Annotated in this window: 18 protein-coding genes and 1 pseudogene; 14 read left to right on the forward strand and 5 right to left on the reverse strand. The window is 59.2% G+C overall.

Features of this window, described 5'->3' with window-relative positions; all coding sequences use genetic code 11:
* The first annotated feature begins 32 nt into the window (after positions 1-32).
* From ACEN9O_RS18875 to ACEN9O_RS18895, 5 genes are all read left to right on the forward strand, one after another.
* Positions 33-1,637 (forward strand): FAD-binding oxidoreductase, encoded by a 1,605-nt coding sequence (locus ACEN9O_RS18875; RefSeq protein WP_495613374.1) that lies wholly within the window; start codon positions 33-35, stop codon positions 1,635-1,637.
* Complete coding sequence (locus tag ACEN9O_RS18880; protein ID WP_495613375.1) at positions 1,634-3,235, forward strand: glycerol-3-phosphate dehydrogenase/oxidase; 1,602 nt, start codon at positions 1,634-1,636, stop codon at positions 3,233-3,235. Before ACEN9O_RS18875 ends, ACEN9O_RS18880 begins: the two co-directional genes overlap by 4 nt.
* A gap of 31 nt (positions 3,236-3,266) precedes the next feature.
* Positions 3,267-4,829: an FGGY-family carbohydrate kinase gene (locus ACEN9O_RS18885; protein WP_495613376.1), complete on the forward strand. Its 1,563-nt coding sequence runs from the start codon at positions 3,267-3,269 to the stop codon at positions 4,827-4,829.
* A gap of 145 nt (positions 4,830-4,974) precedes the next feature.
* Entirely contained in the window at positions 4,975-5,610 is a 636-nt protein-coding gene (locus ACEN9O_RS18890) for a GNAT family N-acetyltransferase (RefSeq protein WP_495613377.1), read from the forward strand.
* 47 nt (positions 5,611-5,657) lie between these two features.
* Positions 5,658-6,344, forward strand: coding sequence for an SDR family NAD(P)-dependent oxidoreductase (locus ACEN9O_RS18895; RefSeq protein ID WP_495613378.1), 687 nt, complete (start codon positions 5,658-5,660; stop codon positions 6,342-6,344).
* A gap of 90 nt (positions 6,345-6,434) precedes the next feature.
* Here ACEN9O_RS18895 and ACEN9O_RS18900 read toward each other — a convergent pair whose 3' ends face one another.
* From ACEN9O_RS18900 to ACEN9O_RS18910, 3 genes are all read right to left on the reverse strand, one after another.
* Complete coding sequence (locus ACEN9O_RS18900) at positions 6,435-7,412, reverse strand: TolB family protein (RefSeq protein WP_495613379.1); 978 nt, start codon at positions 7,410-7,412, stop codon at positions 6,435-6,437.
* A gap of 120 nt (positions 7,413-7,532) precedes the next feature.
* A complete protein-coding gene (locus tag ACEN9O_RS18905) occupies positions 7,533-8,270 on the reverse strand; it encodes a LytR/AlgR family response regulator transcription factor (RefSeq protein ID WP_495613380.1) in 738 nt (245 codons plus the stop codon).
* 5 nt (positions 8,271-8,275) lie between these two features.
* Positions 8,276-9,394: a sensor histidine kinase gene (locus tag ACEN9O_RS18910; protein WP_495613381.1), complete on the reverse strand. Its 1,119-nt coding sequence runs from the start codon at positions 9,392-9,394 to the stop codon at positions 8,276-8,278.
* 359 nt (positions 9,395-9,753) lie between these two features.
* Between ACEN9O_RS18910 and ACEN9O_RS18915 the strand changes: the two genes are divergently transcribed.
* Together ACEN9O_RS18915 and ACEN9O_RS18920 are read left to right on the forward strand one after the other, a co-directional pair.
* Positions 9,754-10,011 (forward strand): hypothetical protein, encoded by a 258-nt coding sequence (locus ACEN9O_RS18915; RefSeq protein ID WP_495613382.1) that lies wholly within the window; start codon positions 9,754-9,756, stop codon positions 10,009-10,011.
* Positions 10,012-10,721: 710 nt separating this feature from the next.
* Positions 10,722-11,153, forward strand: a complete 432-nt coding sequence (locus tag ACEN9O_RS18920; RefSeq protein ID WP_495613383.1) for a hypothetical protein — start codon at positions 10,722-10,724, stop codon at positions 11,151-11,153.
* Positions 11,154-11,283: 130 nt separating this feature from the next.
* Here the strand turns inward: ACEN9O_RS18920 and ACEN9O_RS18925 are convergent.
* A pseudogene (locus ACEN9O_RS18925) lies at positions 11,284-11,491 on the reverse strand (tyrosine-type recombinase/integrase); the annotation flags it as partial.
* Between the two features lie 181 nt (positions 11,492-11,672).
* On the opposite strand from ACEN9O_RS18925, the gene ACEN9O_RS18930 reads away from it, so the two are divergent.
* From ACEN9O_RS18930 to ACEN9O_RS18955, 6 genes are all read left to right on the forward strand, one after another.
* Complete coding sequence (locus ACEN9O_RS18930) at positions 11,673-12,164, forward strand: hypothetical protein (protein WP_495613384.1); 492 nt, start codon at positions 11,673-11,675, stop codon at positions 12,162-12,164.
* Positions 12,165-12,202: 38 nt separating this feature from the next.
* Complete coding sequence (locus tag ACEN9O_RS18935; RefSeq protein ID WP_495613385.1) at positions 12,203-12,667, forward strand: GNAT family N-acetyltransferase; 465 nt, start codon at positions 12,203-12,205, stop codon at positions 12,665-12,667.
* A gap of 60 nt (positions 12,668-12,727) precedes the next feature.
* Complete coding sequence (locus ACEN9O_RS18940; protein WP_495613386.1) at positions 12,728-13,234, forward strand: hypothetical protein; 507 nt, start codon at positions 12,728-12,730, stop codon at positions 13,232-13,234.
* A 57-nt stretch (positions 13,235-13,291) separates the two neighbouring features.
* The gene (locus ACEN9O_RS18945; RefSeq protein ID WP_495613387.1) at positions 13,292-13,639 is read left to right on the forward strand and encodes a DUF2185 domain-containing protein; all 348 of its coding nucleotides are present in this window, start codon (positions 13,292-13,294) and stop codon (positions 13,637-13,639) included.
* A 171-nt stretch (positions 13,640-13,810) separates the two neighbouring features.
* Positions 13,811-16,372, forward strand: coding sequence for a hypothetical protein (locus ACEN9O_RS18950; RefSeq protein ID WP_495613388.1), 2,562 nt, complete (start codon positions 13,811-13,813; stop codon positions 16,370-16,372).
* Between the two features lie 171 nt (positions 16,373-16,543).
* Positions 16,544-17,272 carry an alpha/beta fold hydrolase gene (locus ACEN9O_RS18955; RefSeq protein ID WP_495613389.1) on the forward strand — a complete coding sequence of 243 codons (729 nt, stop codon included), beginning with the start codon at positions 16,544-16,546 and terminating at the stop codon, positions 17,270-17,272.
* Positions 17,273-17,308: 36 nt separating this feature from the next.
* Here the strand turns inward: ACEN9O_RS18955 and ACEN9O_RS18960 are convergent, their stop codons facing one another.
* Positions 17,309-19,735 carry a TonB-dependent receptor gene (locus tag ACEN9O_RS18960; protein ID WP_495613390.1) on the reverse strand — a complete coding sequence of 809 codons (2,427 nt, stop codon included), beginning with the start codon at positions 19,733-19,735 and terminating at the stop codon, positions 17,309-17,311.
* Positions 19,736-19,986: 251 nt separating this feature from the next.
* Between ACEN9O_RS18960 and ACEN9O_RS18965 the strand changes: the two genes are divergently transcribed.
* A complete protein-coding gene (locus ACEN9O_RS18965; protein WP_495613391.1) occupies positions 19,987-21,384 on the forward strand; it encodes a flavin-containing monooxygenase in 1,398 nt (465 codons plus the stop codon).
* Positions 21,385-21,388: the final 4 nt, after the last annotated feature.

A 21,388-nucleotide genomic window follows, 5' to 3' on the forward strand; every position in this document is an offset into this window, starting at 1 on the left:
AGCAAGCGCTCCGCTACGCAGACAGGAAAACAATGAGACGCTGGAACGGTTGGGGTGACGATACGATAGAGTTTGCGCTGAGCGAGGACGCGTTGGGTTTCCTGGCGCAGCGCATCGGCGCCGGCACGCCGGTGGCGGATGCGGCCTTCGAGCAGGCGTGCGCGCGGATCGCGCCGTCGCGGCTGCCGTCGCACGCGCTGATCGGTGGGTTGATCGACACCTCGGCCGAGGTCCGGCTGCGCAACGCGCTGGGCCAGAGCCTGCCGGACTGGCTGCGTCTGCGTTACGGCGTGATCGAGACGGCGCCGGATGGCGTGGCCTATCCGGAAAGCGCCGAGCAGGTGAGGGCGCTGATCGACTATGCGCAGCAGTTCGGTGTTGCGCTGATACCGCAGGGCGGCGGCACCAGCGTGGCCGGGCATCTGACGGCGCAGGCCGGCGCGCAGCCGGTGCTGGCGGTGAACCTGACGCGCTTGCGGCAGATGTATTTCCTGGATACGGAATCGCAGCTTGCGACCTTCGGCGCCGGCGTGTTCGGGCCGGACCTGGAGGCGCAATTGCGGGCGCGCGGCTACACGCTGGGCCACTTCCCGCAGTCCTTCGAATATTCGACGTTGGGCGGCTGGGTGGTGACGCGCTCCTCCGGCCAGCAGTCGCTGCGCTACGGGCGTATCGAGCAGATGTTCAAGGGCGGCAAGGTGGAGACGCCGGCCGGCACGCTGGATATACCTACTTTCCCGGCATCGGCGGCGGGCACGGATCTGCGCGAGATGGTGCTGGGCTCAGAGGGCCGTCTGGGCATCCTGACCGAGGCCACGGTGCGCGTGACGCCGCTGCCGGAGTACGAGGCCTTCCATGCGGTGTTCTTCCCGAGCTGGGAGGCGGCGGAGGCAGCGGTGCGGCAGGTGGTGCAGGCGGGGTTGTCGCTGTCGATGCTGCGCTTGTCGAATCCATTGGAGACGACCACCATGCTGGCGCTGGCCGGCCACAAGAAACTGATCTCCGCGCTGGAACGCTATCTGTCGTGGCGCGGCTGCAAGGACGGCAAGTGCATGCTGATGATAGGCGTGAGCGGCCGCAAGACCTCGGCCAAATCGGCGTTGAAGGACGCGCTGGCGCTGACGTCGGCGCACGGCGGTGCGCACATCGGCCGCAAGATGGGCGACAAGTGGAAGCAGAACCGCTTCCGCAATGTCTATCTGCGCAACGCGGCCTGGCAGCATGGCTATGCGATCGATACGGTGGAGACTGCGGTGGACTGGCCGCGCGTCGGCACGATGATGCGGGCGCTGGAGGCGGCTGCCACGGGAGCGCTGGCGCAGCACGGCGAGAAGGTGCACGCCTATACGCACCTGTCGCACCTGTACGTGCAGGGGGCGAGCGTTTATTCGACCTTTGTGTACCGGCTGGCCGGCGATTATGAGCAGGACCTGGCGCGCTGGCGCACGCTTAAGCACGCGGTCAGCATGGCGATCGTGGAGAGCGGCGGCACCATCAGCCATCAGCATGGCGTGGGCAGCGATCATGCGCCGTACCTGGAGGCGGAGAAGGGCGAGTTGGGCTTGTCGGCGATGCGGGCCTTGTTTGCACACTTCGATCCGCAGCAGATCATGAATCCCGGGAAGCTGCTGCCATGACGGCGCTGTGGCGCAGTGGCGGTCGTTCTGGCCTGACGGAGGTGCTGGGGCGCGAGTGGGATTTGATCGTCATCGGTGGCGGCATCACCGGCGCGGGGATTTTGCTGGAGGCTTCGCGGCGCGGGTTGAAGGCGCTGCTGGTGGAGCAGCGGGATTTCGCCTGGGGCACGTCGAGCCGCTCGTCCAAGCTGGTGCACGGCGGCTTGCGGTATCTGAAGGAAGGCCAGTTTGCGCTGACGCGCGAGTCGGTGCATGAGCGCGAGCATTTGCTGCAGCAGGCGGCGGGCCTGGTGGAGCCGCAGAGCTTTGCCTTCGGCGAGTTTGAAGGCCGCAAGCCTGGCAAGCGTATGTTCCTGCTTGGGCTGGCGATCTATGACCGGATGGCGGGACAGAAGGCACGCCATTATTTCGACCGAGCCGAGTTCGAGGCGCTGGCGCCCAACGTCTCCACGGCGGGGCTGAAGGGCGGCATGGTCTACACCGACGCCAAGACGGACGATGCGCGGCTGGTCATGCGCGTGCTGCAGGAGGCGCAGCAGCATGGCGGCGTCGCGGTCAATTACATGGCGGTGGAATCGCTGCTGCGGGTCGATGGCGGCGTGCGCGGAGTACGGCTGTGCGATGGGCTGAATGGCGCGCAGCATGATGTGCGCGCACGGCTGGTCATCAGCGCGACCGGCGCTTGGGCGGATGGCTTGCGCCTGCAGGGCGATGCTGCGTCGCGTGGTGCCAAGCCGCGCTTGCGGCCTTTGCGTGGCAGTCATCTGGTGCTGCCGGCCTGGCGTTTGCCGCTGGCGCAGGCGATCAGTTTGATGCATCCGCAGGATGGCCGGCCGGTGTTCGCCTTTCCGTGGGAAGGCGTTACGCTGGTCGGCACGACGGATGTCGACCACAAGGGCGACCTGTCCCGTGAGGCGGCGATCACGCGCGCTGAAGTCGATTACCTGATGGCTGCCTTGCATGACCAGTTCCCGCATTTGGGTCTGCAAGAGAGCGACGTGATCGCCAGCTATGCGGGCGTGCGGCCGGTGATCGACAGCGGCAAGGCCGATCCGTCGAAGGAAGGGCGCGACCATGCGCTGTGGCTGGAGGATGGGCTGTTGACGGTCACCGGCGGCAAGCTGACCACGTTCCGCGTGATCGCGCTGGATGCGCTCAAGCTGGCGGCCACCCTGCTGCCGGAGTGGTGCGACAAGCTGGAGCCGCAGCCGGTGTTTGGCGCTGCTCCGCCGTTCCGCTTGCGCTACCAGCGCCACCTGCCGGCGGGCCAGGCGTTGCGCCTGCAAGGGCGCTACGGCGCGCTGGCGCGGGAGCTGGTCGCGGCGGCACAGCCAGGGGAACTGGCGCTGATTCCCGGCACAGAGACCATCTGGGCGCAGCTGCGCTGGGCGGCCCGTTGCGAGTCGGTGCAGAAGCTGGAAGACCTGCTGCTGCGCCGTAGCCGCATCGGCATCCAGCTGCGCGGTGGCGGTGTCGAGATCCTCGACCGGCTACGTGCCATCTGCCAGCCGGAACTGGGGTGGAGCGACGAGCGATGGAATGTCGAGCAGGCTGCCTATCTGGCATTATGGAATACCCACTACAGCTTGCCCGCATAAGTACGGGCACGCATTACGAGACTAGAGCGACATGGCCGATCAATACCTTCTTTCCATCGACAACGGCACCCAGAGCGTGCGCGCGCTGCTGTTCGATTTGAACGGCAACCTTGCCGCCAAGGCGCAAGTGCATTTGCAGGCATACTTCTCCGATCATCCCGGCTGGGCGGAGCACGATGCCGATGGCTACTGGAAGGCGGTAGGCCAGGCGTGCCAGCAGCTGTGGGCTTCGACCGATATCCCGCGGGCCGCTGTCAAGGGCGTGGCGGTGACGACCCAGCGCGGCACGGTGGTCAACCTGGACCGCGACGGCAAAGTGCTGCGGCCGGCGATCACATGGCTGGACCAGCGCCGTGTGGGCAAGCAGAAGCCGTTGAGTTTTTTGTGGCGTACGGCGTTCAAGCTGGCGCGCGTTTCCGGCACCATCGAGTACTTCCGGCGTGAGGCCGAGATCAACTGGATCGCCGAGCATCAGCCGGAGATATGGGACAAGACCGACAAGTATCTGCTGCTGTCTGGCTTTCTCAATTTTCGCTTGTGCGGGCGGCATGTCGATTCCGTCGGCTCGCAGGTGGCGTATCTGCCGTTCGATTACAAGCGCCACAAGTGGGCCGGGGCGCGCGACTGGAAATGGGAGGCGCTGGCCGTGCGGGCGGATATGCTGCCGGAGTTGGTGGCGCCGGGCACAGTGATCGGTGCGATCACCGCCGCCGCCGCCGAGGCAACCGGCATCCCGGAAGGCACGCCGCTGGTGGCCGCCGCCGCGGACAAGGCCTGCGAGGTGATAGGTGCCGGCGCGCTGGAGCCGCACATCGCCTGCCTGAGCTACGGCACTACGGCGACCATCAACACTACCACCAAAAAATATGTCGAGGTCACGCCCTTGATACCGCCTTATCCGGCGGCCATTCCGGGCGCCTACAGCACGGAGGTGCAGATCTTTCGCGGTTACTGGATGGTGAACTGGTTCAAGGAGCAGTTCGGGCACTTCGAGCAGATGGCCGGCGCGCAGCAGGGCAGGTCGCCGGAGGCGATGTTCGATGCGCTGGTGAACGAGGTGCCGCCCGGTTCGATGGGGCTGATGCTGCAGCCTTACTGGAGCCCCGGCATCAAGACACCTGGCCCTGAAGCCAAGGGGGCGATGATCGGTTTCGGCGATGTTCACACGCGCGCCCATATGTACCGGGCGATCCTCGAAGGCCTGGCCTACGCGCTGCGCGAGGGTAGGGAGCGGATCGAGAAACGCGGCGGCGTGCCGGTGACGGAGTTACGCGTGGCCGGCGGCGGATCGCAGAGCGATGCGGCGATGCAGCTGACGGCCGATATCTTCGGCCTTCCTGCGGCGCGCGCGCATGTGTACGAGACGTCGGGACTGGGCGCGGCCATCGCGGTGGCGGCGGGACTGGGGCTGCACAAAGACTTCGACAGCGCGACGCGCGCGATGACGCGGCCGGGCCGCGTGTTCCAGCCGATCGAGGCGAACCGGCAGATCTACGACAAGCTGTATCGGCGCGTGTACCTGAACATGTACAAGCAGCTGCAGCCGATGTACCAGGAGATCGCGGATATCACGGGCTATCCGGAACAGCTTTGAAACGGCATATGGCATAATATATTTTCGATAATATTTGTGCTCATGTCATGAGGATGTCCGCCCTGTTCGGAACGCTGCTGTTTGCCGTCTTCGTAGCCCGGCTTCGCCTCGATAACGCCAATTGAAATTGACGCCAATGAGAACTATGAGCTTGAATTTAACCCTTATCGAACGTTGGCTCAAAGGCCGCAGCCTGGCTCGGGGCCTGTCGCTTCCGTTCAATCACTCCGGCGGACTGTGCGTCGAAGTTGGTACTGCTGGAGAGTTACGTCGCCATGTGTTCGTCGACGCTGGGCCTGCACTGAAAGCTTGTGCCGCGCAAATACAGGTTCCCCGTATCTTCTTGAAGGCGCCCGTTGCGCCTGATGTTATGCGTGCCGCACTTTCGGACCGCTGGAAAATCGAAGCCCCCGGGTATCTGATGCGCGGCCCGGCGGCCGCACCAGGCAAGGCGATCTTACCGTCGGACTACCACGTTTTGGTGGAAGCCGAACATGGAGGACACATCGCACGTGTTATTCATGCCAGCGGCGAGTTGGCAGCATCAGGCCGCGTCGCGGTGCATGCGGGTAGCGCTGTGTTTGACCAAATCATTACAGAAGAAGCCCATCGCCGGCTCGGCCTGGGTAGCGTGGTGATGCAGAACCTGGATGCCGTGGCTGAAAAAGCCGGTGTCATGGAGCGGCTTCTTGTCGCAACAGAAGCCGGGCGCGCGCTTTACGAACGCCTGGGCTGGACCGTGCTGGCACCGTGGTCAACGGCGGTGCTGGATGATCAGTGACACGCGGCTTCTATTAACTGCTCTTTACAACAACTTAGGATTTAAGAATGAAGGCGATTATCACTGGCGGTAACCGGGGCATCGGGTATGAAATTTCGAAGAAGCTTCTGGATAAGGGATTTGAGGTGCATGTGTTGTCCCGGTCTGGCATGGCTTCCGTCCACCAGGGATTGACTTCGTGGACCGCCGATGTGTCGGATTACGAACAGACCGCGCAGATCATCGACAAGATCGGTACGCCCGACGTTTTCATTAACAATGCCGGCATCATGAATCCCATGACGGCCAGCGATTACGATGCGGACGCTATCCTTCACATCCTCAATGTGAACCTCATCACTGCAGTCAGGTTGAGTGTCGCCGTGGCCGAGCGGATGGCCAATAATGGCGGCGGCCGCATCATCAGTATGGGATCGATCGCAGGCGAAATTGGCCATCCGGATATCTGGTATGGCATCTCCAAGGCTGGCCTCATGAACGCCATGCGCTCGCTCGCGCGCACATACGGGCCACGGGGCGTGATCGCCAACTCGGTTGCGCCGGGCCCCGTCGAAACGGAAATGACGAAGACCATCCCGCCAGAGCGCAAGAAGCGCTTGATGGCGGCGACCATCAGCCAGCGGCTCGGCCTCGCGGTGGAGGTTGCGGAGACGGTCAGTTGGCTGGCCACCGATGCGCCGGCGTTCATCAACGGCGACGTGATCGATATGAACAATGGCAGCAATTGCCGCTAGCCTTATCTGCGGCCTGGCCGCGCTCCGGGTGACGCGGCGGCACCTTACGCCGTAACGCGTGCGCAGGTCATGACGTGGTGCGCCAACAGGTCACCGGCCCGCTTCCGCCGCGTGCGCATCGAGCCACGGCGCCAGGGACACGCTCCAGATGTTCTGGCTGCCGTTGTCCCATTGCTCGCTCCTGGCCAGATCCTCCCGCGCCTGCGCGAGTGTGCGCGGGAAACGGACAGCTTCGGTTCTGCTGGTGCTGAAATACAGGGTTCGGCCATCGGGCCCGAGCCGTGCCTCGTTGGTATCGATGGAGCCGCGACCATTGACCAGCTCGCCTAGATCAACCGGCGTGCCCCAGCCTTCACCGCGCCGAAACGCAATCGACAAGCGTTCGTATGCGTTTGGCCCAGGCAGCATCGAGCCGAACACGATGAACGATTCGTCCGGCGCGACGGCCGGGTCGACATCCTGCGTGCGTGGGTCGCCGAACGATTGCGCTACTGGCGGCAAGTAGGCGCCGTTTCGATATTGCGAGCGCCACAGGCGGAACGGCGCTTCGGCACTGGCCCGCTCAATAAAGTACAGGCTGCCGTCGCCTGCCACGCTGGGCGCCCACGTGCTATTGCCGCGGTTGACGGTGGCGGGCAGGTGCACCGGTTCGCCCCAGCCGTCGCCGAGGCGATCGACGCGCCACAGGTTGCCCGCGGGCCCCGTCAAGTCGCCGTGCTTGACGGGGCGGTTGGAGACAAAAACCAGGAAGGAGCCGTCCGGGGCCATGCTCGGTTGCTGGTCCATCCATTGCCCCGAAAACGCGGCGATCTGCGCTGGACTCCAATGGTCGCCGGCCCGCTGTGAGCGCATGATCGTGTTATTGCGGGAGAAATAGACCGTGTTCCCATCGGGAGAAAAAGTGGGGTCGGCATCATTGGCGGGGCCGGAAATGACCCCCGCCGCGAAAATTTTCGGCGCGCCGGCCGGGGGCGTGTCGGCCGCGATGCCAACTTGCTGCGCCAGGATCAGCAACGCGCCGAGCATGCCGGCGCGGATCGCTACATAATTGGGTTTGGTGGCATTCATGCGTTCTCGATAGAGGTGGTGGTTTCCGGGCTTGCGCAGCACTGTAATTGGGAGACCAGGCGAAGACGATTGATAATCGACGAACGACGTTTCAGCGCGACGAACTGCACGCGCCCACGGTCAATCCGGTAGCGGCAATCCGAGCCGCGCCTTGACTTCCGTGAGATAGCTGCGACCGACTCTGGCAGGTCGGCCGTCGCGGTCGATGATTTCCCAGGCACCCGCGCCTACGTGCCTTAAATGGGCAACGCAGTCAATGCGCACGACCGTGGAGCGGTGCACTTGCACAAACAGCGCCGGGTCGAGGCGGCCAACAAGCGCCGACAGCACGGCGCGCATCAAGTAGGAGCGTGTTTCGACGCTGAGCCGGACATAGTCTCGCTCGGCGTCGATGCGCAGCACTGAATCGGCGGGCACGCGCACGATGCTGCCCGCGTGGGGAACCCAGAAGTCCTGCATCGGCGGCGCGTGACCAACGGTGGCCCTGCGTGCCGCGAGGATCCGCTCCGCTCTGTTCACGGCCCGCATGAAGCGGTTCGATTCCAAGGGCTTGAGAAGGTAATCGACGACGGCCAGATCGAAGGCCTGCGTGGCGAAGTGATCGAACGCGGTCACCAGAATGACGAGCGGCGCGGGGTTCCAGGCCTGAATCGCCATGGCAAGCGCAAGACTATCCATACCGGGCATGCCGATGTCGAGAAAAACAAGCTCGGGCCTGTGCGATGCGAGCGCGATCAGGCCCGCTGCTCCATCGCTGGCGTGGCCGATCACATCCACCGTGCCGGCTTGCTGGCACATCTGACATACAGCGTCGATCGCGAGCGGCTCGTCGTCGATGATAAATGCGCGGATCGACATTGCTGCTAGCGCCTGGACGTTGGCAGCAGCAACACCACCCGAAAACCACTCGGCGACACAGGCCCGGCCGTGCACGTCGCCTTGCCGTCGTACTGGAGGGCCAGACGTTCGGCGACGTTTTTCAGGCCTATGCCCATGCCTTTTGGCGCCGTGCCTACATGAACGGCATCGTCTTCGATCACAATCTGAAGCTGGCCATCGGGCAGGACGCGGGCCAGGATCTGGATCAGTACAGGGTCGGCTGAACAGCCCAGCCCATGCTTGACGGCGTTCTCGATGAGCGGCTGCAACAGCAAGCTTGGTATAAGCGAGGCTGCGGCCTGGACGGTGACGTCCACCCGCACCTGCAGCCGCAGTGGAAACCGCCGGCGTTCAAGTTCGAGATAGCCGACCTGTATATCGACTTCGTCGGCCAGAACGGCGTCTGCCAGGGGATCGGCTGTCAGGCTGTAGCGCATGAAACGCGCGATCTGCCCAATCATCACTTCCACTTCGGCCATGTCACGGCGCCGGACGAGAGTCATCAGCGAGTTGAGGACGTTGAAGAGAAAGTGCGGGTTGACTTGGTAGCGCAAGGCCCGGATTTCAGCGACGCGGGCCGCAGCTCGGTGGGCATTGGCACGCGAATCGGCGAGCCTGGTCGCGGCCGCCGACGTCAGGGACAGGCACAACATGCCCCACGCAAGGAAAACAAAGGTCCAGCTGATCAACAAGTCTGAAATGGCGACAATGACCTGGTGGTTGATGCATGGCGCGTCCATGTTGCAGTCCGCACCAGGCAGCGGCGCGATGACATAAAACACCAGAACATTGACAGCGGCAAACCCCGCTCCGAAGGGCAAGCTCATGATCACGGTCAGCAGGATTTTCCGGCGCAACGATGCCGTTGCGGTCCGTTCGAGCACCCGATACATCAGCCAGGAAAGCGAAATGCCAACAGTCGCCACCGCCGCACGACGCATCAACGACTCGGCTTGATGGTCGACCCCGAGCAGTGCCGCCCGCAAGGTGTACATGGTGACGAAAGCCAGCCAGAACAGCGCAAGGGCTGCGGCAACTGCTCGCCGCGGAACGGGCGGCGCGGGTGCATCTGCGACGGCGGGATCGACAATTTGCTCGGACACTGCGAGGGCTACCAAGTAGGTTTAGACAAGGATGCGGCAATCGGCAGGCCGCAGTTGACCGACTAGATCGTAGCGTATTGCGTCGCTATGAGAAAGACAATTTTTCTTCAGCCAGAAACGTTGATCGAGTCAGTGCCAGGATATTGGCCTCGAAAGCGTCTGGATCGATCGCACCGATGATGGCCGCGATTTGATGCGAGCTCTCGCCGCTGACCCGAAGGATGAGGTCGGACCGATCTGTTGGTACAAGGACGATCAGAGGCCCAGCCCGCAGGTGCCGGTCGGTCTCGAGTACAATCGACAGGTACCCGCTACAAGCGAAAGTTCCGGATTTGCCTAAACACAGTTAAAGGTTGCCCATGATTAGCAAGGAAAGCGCGCCAGTTGCGTGGGCGGCACTTATGCACGAGCTTGAAGATGCCCAAGAACACTTGGCTACGTTGCTATCCAATATGAGCGATGATGCAGACTATGACGAGGTAAATCTACGTATCGACCTCGGGCATGTTTTTTCGCATTTGAACCGGGCGTGGCATCGCCGCGAGAAAACCGAGGGGTTAGATGAAGCGGAATGGCTAGAAGCAAGTCGCTTCCCTACGGACCTCGATCCAACTTAGTCCAGCTTGGAGCGTGGGACTGAGAGCGGCCAGAAGCGGGCAGTGACAACAGACACGTCAATAATTAACCGGAAAGTCAGCATGTCCTTACGCGATGCACTTCTGTGCGACCTTTCAGTATTGGTTGGCGAAGAATGTTGGGGCGTCGTTTGCGGTGAAGGCTCTGGATCCGTCCTCGGACTGCACATTGGCGCCCGGACGCTCAGACGAAAGCCTGTGAACAATCCTCATTTGAGTGAGCTAATCCGGCGATATGAAGGTGCCTATTCGATGTTGATCTGGTGCCCATGGCGAATTGACTCTGACTCGAAAGTCGTCGCAGGGAGCCATATGTCGAACGCCAATGATGGTCCAATGGTCAATGGCAGCCGATCCATTTGCGGACAACGAATCACGGCAGTGACTTGTTCCACGCCGGCTTTTGATCTGCGCCTCAACTTCGAAAACAAGCACTCACTCGTCATCCATTGCAGTTCCTTCGGAAATGACTACGAAGATTGCTATTCGTTCGGAACGCCCCTCGGTCACTATGGCGTTGAACTTGGCGGAGAACTAAGCTTCGAAGCTAGAACGTGATCGTCTGCAACGGGGCGGCTTCAGCCTGGAGTGAGCATTTGTGATTTTGTAGGTAGGCAAGCTGCTATCATGAACGAGGCCGGCTGGATTCGGCCAAGAGCAGCCGTTCCCGGACCTTAGCGCATGAATGACTTATGGACACTTACAAATTTATTGAGAACCATGAACTTGTATTAAACGTCTTCGGACGTTGGCCTGGCTTCCATGACGGCGAGGTGTACAAAGTTGTACTTGACCGCACGCGCCGTCTACCCGATGGCAAATATTATCCAAGTATTGATTTGTACGTGCGGGGTTGGAACATGACGCGTGATACCTCCGAAGAGAGCGCGTATCGGCTGGAAAATGATTCCCTCATTCATTTTCTGTTCGAGCATGTCAGCGACCTGGAACTGGATGGTCTAAACCATCAAAACGTGATTTCGGGATTGGACTTTAGGTTGATGCACGATGCTGATGAGGATGCGCAAGCGCTTGCCGTTGAGATAAACCACTGCTATGGTCTATCCGGTGGCTTTAAGGCTTTACGTGCAAGTGTTATTTCGGTAGAGCCTATTGGCCGTTGACGGCCAAGACCCGTCATTCCCGCGTAGGCGGGAATCCATACGCCGCTTGTCTGAATGCTCAGCATGGGTTCCCGCTTTCGCGGGAACGACGATTGGCGGCTTCGGGCGACTGCTGGCGTCGCTCCTCTTCTTAAGCGTCTGTTTGCTCGGCCATTTCCAGTGCATCGTCTACCTCAATACCAAGATATCGAACTGTGCTGTCCAGTCGCGTATGGCCGAGCAATAGCTGCACCGCTCGCAGATTTTTTTTTGTGTCGGTAGATGAGAGTGGGCTTCGTCCGGCGCGTTGTGTGTGTGCTGTACGCCGTGGGGTCTAAACCTATTTCGTCGAACCATTGGATGGGGCGACATGAGAGACCTTCTGAATTGAAGCTCTACTATACGCCTGACAAGATGCGGCTATATTCGAACGCTGTGGAAATTGGTGAGCTTTTCATTTGGGCAAGCTGGTATCCTTGTGTATTGGGTCGGGCACGGCCAAGAGCAGACGTCTCTATTAATTGAATTGATTCCTTGCGCATGAATTCTGAAGCTTACAGATTCACGATTGACCACCAGCTTGATGCGGGAGAACTCGACCGTCTGCGGACCGAGAATCTGCCGAACTTACTCGCGTTGAATGCCCGATATACGCCACACGTTGACGTAGTCAACGCTTTTCCAGTTACCCCAATCTACGTGGATTTTCTAAGAGCTCGGTGGCGTCAGGATAAAGAATTTGGCCGCGCGACAGATGACGTGGCGATATCGGGCTTAGGTTTTGGTTTCGGACTGCTTCTCGGTGCGTGCACTCAATTGAAATGGTGCATCGCAAGCGATGCAGACGGAACGTTTTTGACGATGGCACAGGCGGAAACCGCTGACTGCTCCTCGGTCTCCGTGTCGCCCTTCAGCTACGTGGCAAAGCGCCAGCAGGTCGAAAATGCAGAGGTGTTCCGCCACTTTTTCGAACAGATTTCGGCGGACGTTATTGGCTTCGTTCGTCCAAATAATTGGCTGCTTGAAGCTTAGCCGTTAACGGCCAATTGCAGACTCATCGGACACTATCAATGATCGACCATCAGAGCTTGTCTACGCGACGCGCGACGCTCAGCGATTTGCCTCGGCTCCTTGAACTGTTGGCCGACGACGCATTAGGGAAAAATCGAGAGGCTGTCGGTAGCACTGATGCGTGCTATGTTCAGGCATTCAATGCCATTGATAGCGACGCTAATCAGTATTTGTTGGTCGGCGAGCTGGGTGAGAAGGTAATTGCAATGCTGCAGTTGACCTTCATACCGGGACTTAGCCGTCGTGGCGCACTTCGGGCTAATATTGAAGCCGTCCGCGTTGATGGCGCTATGCGCGGACAAGGCATGGGTAGTTGGCTTATGAAGGCGGCAATTCAGCTGGCAAATGAACGTGGCTGCAGCCTAGTGCAACTTACCAGTGACAAAACCCGAATCGAAGCACATCGTTTTTATACGCGCCTTGGCTTTGCTGGCAGCCATGAGGGCTTCAAACTCAGGCTATAACTTCAAATGATGCGGCTACCGGCCAGTAGCAGCCCGTCGCAAACGAAAGACGATTAATTCATGCTGAGTTTGAAAGATAACAAATGGCAGGAGTTCCACGGCGGTTACAGAGTTCCATATGATGTGTCGATAGCCCTGCGGTCGATGCAAAATGGAAGTGATGTATGGAATGAGCTATGGGACGAGCTTCACCATCAAGGCAATGTTGATATTGCTTCTTACGCTGCGGTGCCCCAACTGGTGTGCATCGCAAACAACGCTGCAGCCCGCGATTGGAATTTCTACGGACTGTTAGCGACTATAGAGGTTGCGCGTCATCGTAAAGATAATCCCGCTGTACCCGAATGGTTGAAAGCGGATTACGATAGCGCGTGGGAGCAAGCCTCCGCTTTGGCCTTGGCGGACATCGGCGCAGAAATCGACAGCGCCACTACTAACGCTATTCTCGGTGTGCTCGCCTTGGCGAAAGGCGAGCTGAAGCTCGGTGCAATGCTTTCCAGCCTGGATGAGTCCGAACTAGATGAATGGACGGAAGAACGATTGGCTTGGTCTGAGTTATACGAATAGTTCGCCTATCGGCCACAAGCAGCCCTTCAAGCATAGCAGTGTGTCAAGAAATATTGGGTGAAAAAATTGCAGACCAAGAAATTCAAGCTTTCGCCGGAAGAAATAGCGCCGATAGTAAGTGGGGTTGGAGGATGCTTAGCCACTGACCGGATTGTCGTCGATGGTTGTCCAGTAGGCTATATGTACCGAGGGATACCATTAAACGAGCAAGACAGCGGTTGGCGTTTCTTTGCGGGTGACGAAGACGAACGGTATATGGGTCAAAGTGAGCATCATGATGTCTACGACGTCAATACGATCGTGAATTACGACCCGTCGATACTGGCTTTCATAGACCTCCCAGTTGGTTCCGCGCTTGAGCGAGATGGTGAAGGTGATTTGGTTCTTCTGGAACACGGCGCTTAGGCTGTAAGCGGCCAATAGCCGACTTTCGCATGAGATTCTGACCCCTGGCGCGATTTTTTAGATAAACATTAAAATTATCATATGCATTCAATTTTCCTTTCGATGGGTGGTGTACGTGACACCCACCTTGCAGCTCAGGTAAAAAGTCTCCTCCCGGATGGACTAGTGTATATGTACACACGAAATGGCGAGGAGGGGGTCGCTTTTCGAAAAGAGATTGAGGCGGAAGTTAATACATGCAAGCTGTTCGTAGCGTTTTGGTCTGATGACTACATTGCTAGTGAACATGCTATGTTGGAACTTGCAAGCTTTAAAAGAGGAGCGGAGTCTCTCGATTCCGGTCGAGAGTTGCTAGTCGTGCAGACCTCTAGAAAATCTCCGAATATTCAGCGACGCGGAAAGAACCCTATTAACGGAAAAGAGGAGTTCACGTTAGGTAGATGGCGACTTGAGCGCGCTGTTTCTCCAGACCGAGATATCGACGGCATTGCCGAATTGATCAAAAGGAAACTTGAATCAACTGGCTTTTCAACCTCCATACTGGTTCGGCGTCCCGAGATTCAAAAATCCATTGCCGCCGCGCTGGACGGAGGAGGTTTTTACAAGAAAGAGTTTATTTTTGTTTCGGGTGCTGAGGGCGATGGTCGACGAACTGCTATCAAGACTTATATGGAAGGTAGCAAACATCTGTTGCCTAAATTGGTAGCATTCGATAATGTAGAAGGGCCACAGGATGTTCTTGAGCGGCTATTGGAGTGCTCGGGTGAGTCCTTTGGTACAAAGCTCGATATTATTATGGGGGTTAGCTCCGGCGAACTTGACCCTATTAAAGAGATACGAAAGATCGTCCATCGCTTCAGGGCTACTAGGAATTATTTAGTTCTCATCATGGATCGCTACAGTGGCGTTGATCCCTCTGCTGGCATTCCTCAATGGGTAGCGAAAGCGGTCGAACCTTTTAAAGTTGGCCCAGCTCCCCTCATCTTCTTTGTGACATCAAACCCAGTGACAGACGAATTGCTCCGCCATTTCCCAAGTGCAGGCAGAGCGCGGGTGCCAGGTTTGGATGAACCCCAGATGGGGGAACTGGTTTTCAATCTCAGCCATGTGGACCCCGATCCGGCAAAATGGACGGCTGAAAATCAACTTATGGTTTGCCATATCTCTGGGAGTAGTCCAAGTCTGTGCCAAAATATTATGCGGTTGGCGTCAAGTGAGGCTAACTTGCAGCATCTGGAGCGGCTTGCTCGTTCTGAGGAGGAAAAATTTTCAGCATCATTAACGGGGCTGCTTGGATATATAGTAGGAAAATTTAAGGATAGCCCCGCTGACATTATAGCGATGCAGGTCGTTGAGAAGTTAGGGGTAGTTGCGCAGTCTACGCTTGAAGAAATTATGCAAATGCAGGGCTATGGTAGCTATGATCTCTACGGGTTGTTGCAGTACGGCGTGTTTGAACAGCTTTCAGATAGTCTTTTGAGAATTCCACCGTTATTACAGCGCAGATTGGGTTTCGTATTATGGGAAAGCGGCCCTGTGCCACAGTTAGATAAAGTTTTGCAGGACTTTGCTGGTCAAAAACATGAGATTGATGATGGTCACGGCATGGTTTATCTGGCAAACAAGGCCGCAGCCTCGTTACGTTCGTCCGGTCAGCCCCCTCCCTTTGTAGAACCGTTCATTTCACTTTCCATGTTGTTTAAGACGGGCGTAGAACGCTACATAGAAGAGGAGTACGAAGTCTCGCATTCGATTTTGCGGCGAGCTATGGATAAACTGACTCATTCTACGAACTACGTGGATGAAACGATTCGCATTGAGATCGCTAGATATTTTGGTCTCGCTGCCGCACGTACTCGTAATGACCCCGACGTAGATAGAGCGCGTACATTTTTAAGCTCCCACTTTTTAGGCTCGAAAAAGGAGAGGCAAGCTCAAGCTATGGCGGCCTTCCTCAATGGCTTTAGATTTAGGGTAACGGGTAATCACAGTGATGCGCTCGCTGAATTTGAAGTAGCAAACTCAATTCTCAAAGATATCTCTTATGCTGCCAGGCAGCACGGTGCGGTGCTTACTGAGATATCCCGCTCCAATCTGCGTTTAAGTCCTCCTAGACTCGATGCAGCAGTGCGCGCTGCGGAGAAAGCATATGAGCGGCAAGACGCACTTCATAACCTGAACTCTCTAGTTAAAGCAAAGATTTATCGATTTGCCAATAATCCCAACGATGGTGACCAACTTGCTGAGATCCAATCACTTCTTGTCAATCTCCAGACCGTTTCTGAACGATCTGGTCGAGAATTCCATTTGGTGCGAAGCGCTGACCTTATGCTGGTTTTAGCACTGAAGGTAGCAAAAGAGAAGAACTTACCTCTGGACTTGGCCGATGCAATTAAGCTTACAGAGCAGGCGATGGCGGTTAGGCGGTCGGATCGAAGCCAATTTTATTTGTGGATGCTGAAGTCGCTTCATCAGGTTACCGATCTAACTGCAACAGTAGTTGCGGAGGCCGGTGCGGTATTTAATTCCTCAAACTCGATTCCCGTATTCCGGAAGACGAGTGCGGCTAAAGCATTAATAATGAGCTGTGCAAAAAATGAGCATAAGAGAGCGGTACAACTGCTTCAAAGTTCTAAGGAGCTAGGAAGCTGGCAGAAGGACTTTCTTCGGAGCTGGATCGAAAAAAAGATACCTCTGGCACCAATTCTCGTCGTTTCACTTGACCGATTATAGATGGTGCGTGGGGATGTACGATGGCCTCCATTCTAAATAGAAGTCATTAGGTAGCAGGAGGATGCCGGAAGAGCAAGGGGGGACGGCTTCCGTTATGGGGCGGAAGCAGCCGGCCCGCTGACACAGCGTGTCAGATCAAACTTGAGCTAATACGTATTAAGAAAGGATCGCATGCGCCGTCTGTTCGTCCTGATGCCCTTGATGTTTGGCATGCCTATGGCCATGGCTGCCGTCCCAGCGGACATTCACGTTCCAGCCAATGTTCAAGCCTGTACGAGCGCGATACCATGTCCAGTAGCAATCCTAAGCCCAGGATATGGACTTTCTGGTTCGGATTACGCTTTCGTCACCAACTATCTTAACCGGATGGGTTACCTGGTTATCACCCTGCAGGACAGCGCCGGCGGCGTGAAATTGGACCCGAACGCTCCAGTGTCGAAGCAAGTACAAGCATTGGCCCGTGTGGCCTCTCGGTCGATCTCCACCGCGATCGATGAAACCGCAGTTCGGTATCCGCAGTTCGATTGGCGCCATCTGCTCCTCGTCGGGCACTCCCTTGGCGGAGACAGTTCGGCGCAGTTCGCCGCTGACAATGCGGGCCGCGTTTCCGGTCTGATCAGCCTCGACAGCCGGCGGGTCGCGTTGCCACGTTCAATTGGTATCCACGTCCTGACAATTCGTGCCAGCGACACCACTGCGGACCCTGGTGTCCTGCCGAACGCGGAAGAGCGGAGCCGCTACGGTACTTGCGTGGTCCGCATCGAAGGCTCTCGCCACAACGATATGCAAGATGCTGGCAGCGAACAACTGAAGGCCAGAATTACATCCGCCATCGATACATTCCTCGCTCCAGCGCCGCATCCCAAATACGCTTGCGACCAAGACTCCAAGCTGGAATGACGGGCGGCGGCTTGCCTGCCGCGCGCCCCTTGTTCGTTACAAGCTGCCTCTCAGTTCCAAGCCGATTGCGCGCGGCGGCGTGATGCTGGCAAACGGCATGCCGAGCGGCTTGGTCTGGCCATCGAGATTGTAGACATAGCGTTTGTCAAACAGGTTGTTGACCAGTAGCGCCACGCCGAACTTGCCGCTGGCGTGGTCCCAGGCCAGGCGCAGGTCCGTCTTGCTGACCGCCGTACCGGTGCTGAAGGCCGGTGCGTTCATGCATTGCAGGGCGCGGGTGTCGTCGTTGCAGCGCGATTTGCTGTGGTAGCTGCCTTGCAGCGTTGCGCTGATCCTGCCGCCAGGCGCATCCCAACTGCCGTTCATGCCGGCCATGCCGCTGAAGGCGGGCGTGCCTACCGGCTGGCCGGACAGGTTCAGCGCCGTGCCGTCGTTGCCGGTGGTTTGATAGCGATGGTAGGTCTGGTCGATTAATTCAACTCCCGCGAACAGCGTGATGCCGTGGCCGACGCGGATGCGGCCATCGAGGTCCAGTCCTTTGGCCTGCTGGTCGCTGCTGACGATGTTGTAGGTCGAGATGGCGCCGGTGCCACCTAGCTTGATGTCTTGCAGGTTCTTGAAGCGGTAGGCGAACAGGGAACCGTTCAGCGTGGCCTTGATGCTTGGGAGGTAGAGCTTGAAGCCCAGCTCCAGATTGGTCATCTTCTCAGGCGCGAAGCTCGGATCGCGTACCTTGGGATCGGCCGACGCAGGATTCGGCGGGGTGAAGACGTTGAAGCCGCCGGCCTGGTAACCCTGCGACAGCGATGCGAACAACAGCAGGTCGCCAGTCAGCTTATGGTCCAGCACCACGCGCGGGCTCCAGTCGTTCCAGCTGTGGGAAGCGCTGATCGGCGCGGCGGCCAACTGTCCCGCTGCGCCGAACACCACGTTGGCCGGCAGCGCCGATGCATCCAGTCCGGCGACGGGGCCATAGGTGTCGAGCAGGGCGTCGAGTTCCGGCGACTGGCGCGCAGGCACGTACCACTGCATCGTCTTGCGGTCGCGGCTCCAGCGCACGCCCGTGGTCAGGTTGGTGGCTGGCGTCACGTGCCAGATGATGTCCTCGTAGATCGATACGGCGCGGCTGCGCAGCTTGGGGTAGGTGTTCTCACCCCATGAGAAATTCGACGAGCCGTCGACGCCGGGTACACCGGCTTGTCCCAGGCCGGCGAACAGCGTGGCGAAATCGGCGGCGCCGCCGCGCATCTGGCTGATGGTGTCCAGCGTCGCCGTGTTGACGATCGCTGAAGAGGTCTGGCGCTCGCGGTTGTCGTAGAAGCTGACGCCTGCGATCCAGTCCAGCTTATCGGTCTTGCCAGATAGTTTGAACTCCTGCTGCCAGTTGTAGGCGTTCTTATGATCGTCGGTGGCCAGCCGGAAGTCGGCCCGGCTGGTGCCGTCGTTGTCGGTTAGGTTGGACGAGGAGAAGGTGCGGAAGGCGGTAGTCGAGCGCAGCGTCACGCCGTCCAGCGGCAGTTCCGTGCGCAGGGTGACGCCGTCGAACACGCGCCGCTCGCGGCCATCGGTGTCGTTCTCCAGCGGTGCCTTGCGCGGGTCGACGAAGTTGGCGATGTAAGCGGCATCATAGGCGCCGGTGTAGCCGCCCTGCGGCAGCGCCGGATCCTTGACCACGCCGAACGCCGGCCAGCCGTGCTGGCGCAGCTGCTCGTGCTCCCACGAGAGGTTGATCGTGGCGTCCTTGATCTTCTGCTTCAGCGACAGGCGGGTGGCCCATGAGTTGTCGCCGCCGGTGCGGGTGCCTGTGGCCGCGTTGCGCACCCAGCCATCGCTGGCGGCGCGCACCACCACCAGGCGTGCCGCCGTGTCCTTGCCTAGCGGGAGATTGAGCATCGCGTCCATATTGAGGCGGTTGTAGTTGCCGACCTTGATGTGGCCGGCCATGTCGAAATTGTCGTCCGGCTCATTGGTGACGACGGAGATCGCGCCGGCGGCGCTGTTGCGGCCAAACAGAGTCCCTTGCGGCCCTTTCAGCACTTCCACGCGCTGGATGTCGATGAAGTTCATCAGCGCGCCGCCGGTTTTGCCGGTGTACACGCCGTCCACGTAAATGCCGACCGGCGTGTCGGTGCCGATGCCGAAATCGCCCGGCTGCACACCGCGTATGCCGAACACCGGCTGCGTGGCCTGGGTGGCATCGACTTGAAGGCCGGGCAGATAACCATTCAGGTCGCCCAGGTTTTTGGCGCCGAGGTTCTGGATGTCCTTGGCCGTTACGACCTCCATCGAGATTGGCACGTCCTGCGCCGATTGCGAGCGCGATTGTGCGGTGACGACGACTTTCTGCACGTCGTCGTTGGCGGCGTGCGCGGCGAGCGTCGCGCCGCCCGCGAACGCTATGGCGATGTGGCGCGCGAGGGTGCGCATGCGGCTGGATGGTGGATGTATTGCTGGTGTCTTCACGATGTCTCCCGGGTTGATGGATGTGTTTTTTCTGCTGCGTTGTGAATGGACTGTAGTCGCGCATCGGACGAGGAGGGGGGCTGGATCGGACAGCCAGGGATGCCGGCGAGGCCAAGCCGGTCCCGGTGTTGCAGGGGCGCCCGCGCGGACGTCTTGGCCGGAATTGCTCCCTGCCTGTCCTTTTGGCCCCCGTGCGGCATCGCCTTTGTTTGCACAATGAATCCTGTATTTTCATAAACGGGAGACTGAACATGGCGAACCAACAGACGGATAAAATTATCGATTGCGGCAACGCGGTGTGCGTGGTGGGTGCAGGGCCGGGCGGCCTGTCTGCGGCGCGGGCGTTGAAGGGCATGAAGCTGGCGTACGAGCAGTTCGAGCGCCATTCGGATGTGGGCGGGATCTGGGACATGAACAATCCCGGCAGCCCGATCTATGAATCGGCCCACTTCATTTCGTCGCGCGACCTGTCGGGCTTCATCGGCTTCCCGATGCCGAAGTCCTTCCCCGACTATCCCACCAATAAACAGATACTGAGCTATGTGCGCAGCTATGCCGAGGCCTTCGGCCTGCGCGGCGCGATCCGCTTCAACACGGCGGTGCAGAACGTGCACAAGGAAGACAGCGGGACGTGGCTGGTAACGCTGGGCGATGGCAGTCGGCGCCGCTATCGCGCCGTCATCTGCGCCACCGGCTGCAACTGGGACCCCAATATGCCGGAAGTGAAGGGCCAGTTCAATGGCGAGATCCGCCACTCCGTCACCTACAAGAGCAGCGACGAATTCGCCGGCAAGCGCGTGATGATCGTCGGTGCCGGCAACTCCGGCGCGGACATCGGCTGCGACGCGGCGGCGCGCGCGGACAAGGCCTTCATCAGCCTGCGGCGCGGCTACCACTTCATCCCCAAGCATCTGTTTGGCCTGCCGGCCGACCAGGTGAGCGAGAGCGGCCCGCACCTGCCGATGTGGATCGCGCGGCCTGTCATGGGGCTGTTGCTGAAGATGTTCACCGGCGACCTGACGCGCTTCGGCCTGCCCAAGCCCGATCACCGCCTGTTCGAGAGCCATCCGCTGCTCAACTCCCAGCTGCTGCACAATCTCCAGCACGGCAATATCGCCGTCAAGCCGGATATCGCTTACTACGACGGCAACGACGTGGTCTTCAAGGACGGCAGCCGCGAGCAGCTGGACCTGGTGATCTACGCCACCGGCTACAAGTGGAGCTGCAAATACGCAGCTGAATATTTCGAGTGGCGCGGCGGCAGGCCGCAGCTCTACCTGTCGATGTTCAGCCGCGACCACCACAACCTGTTCGGCATCGGCTATGTCGAAACCAATTCCAGCGCCTACAAGCTGTTCGACACGGAAGCCTTCATGATCGCCGCCTATCTGCGCGACCAGATGGACAATCCCGGCGGCGCCAGCCGGTTCGACGCGCTGATCGCCGGGGATGATCCGGATCTGTCGGGCGGCCTGAAATTCGTCAAGTCGCAGCGGCACGAGGTGTATCTGGAGGCGCACGCGCTCAAGTCCTATCTGAAGCGGCTGCGCAAGAAGATGGGCTGGCCGGAACTGAGCGAAACCTATTACGACCATTTGCGCACCAGCGCGGCGGCGCAACCATCGCCGGCGCTGCGTGCGGCAGCTTGAGGGG

This window comes from Duganella sp. Dugasp78, assembly GCF_059491455.1.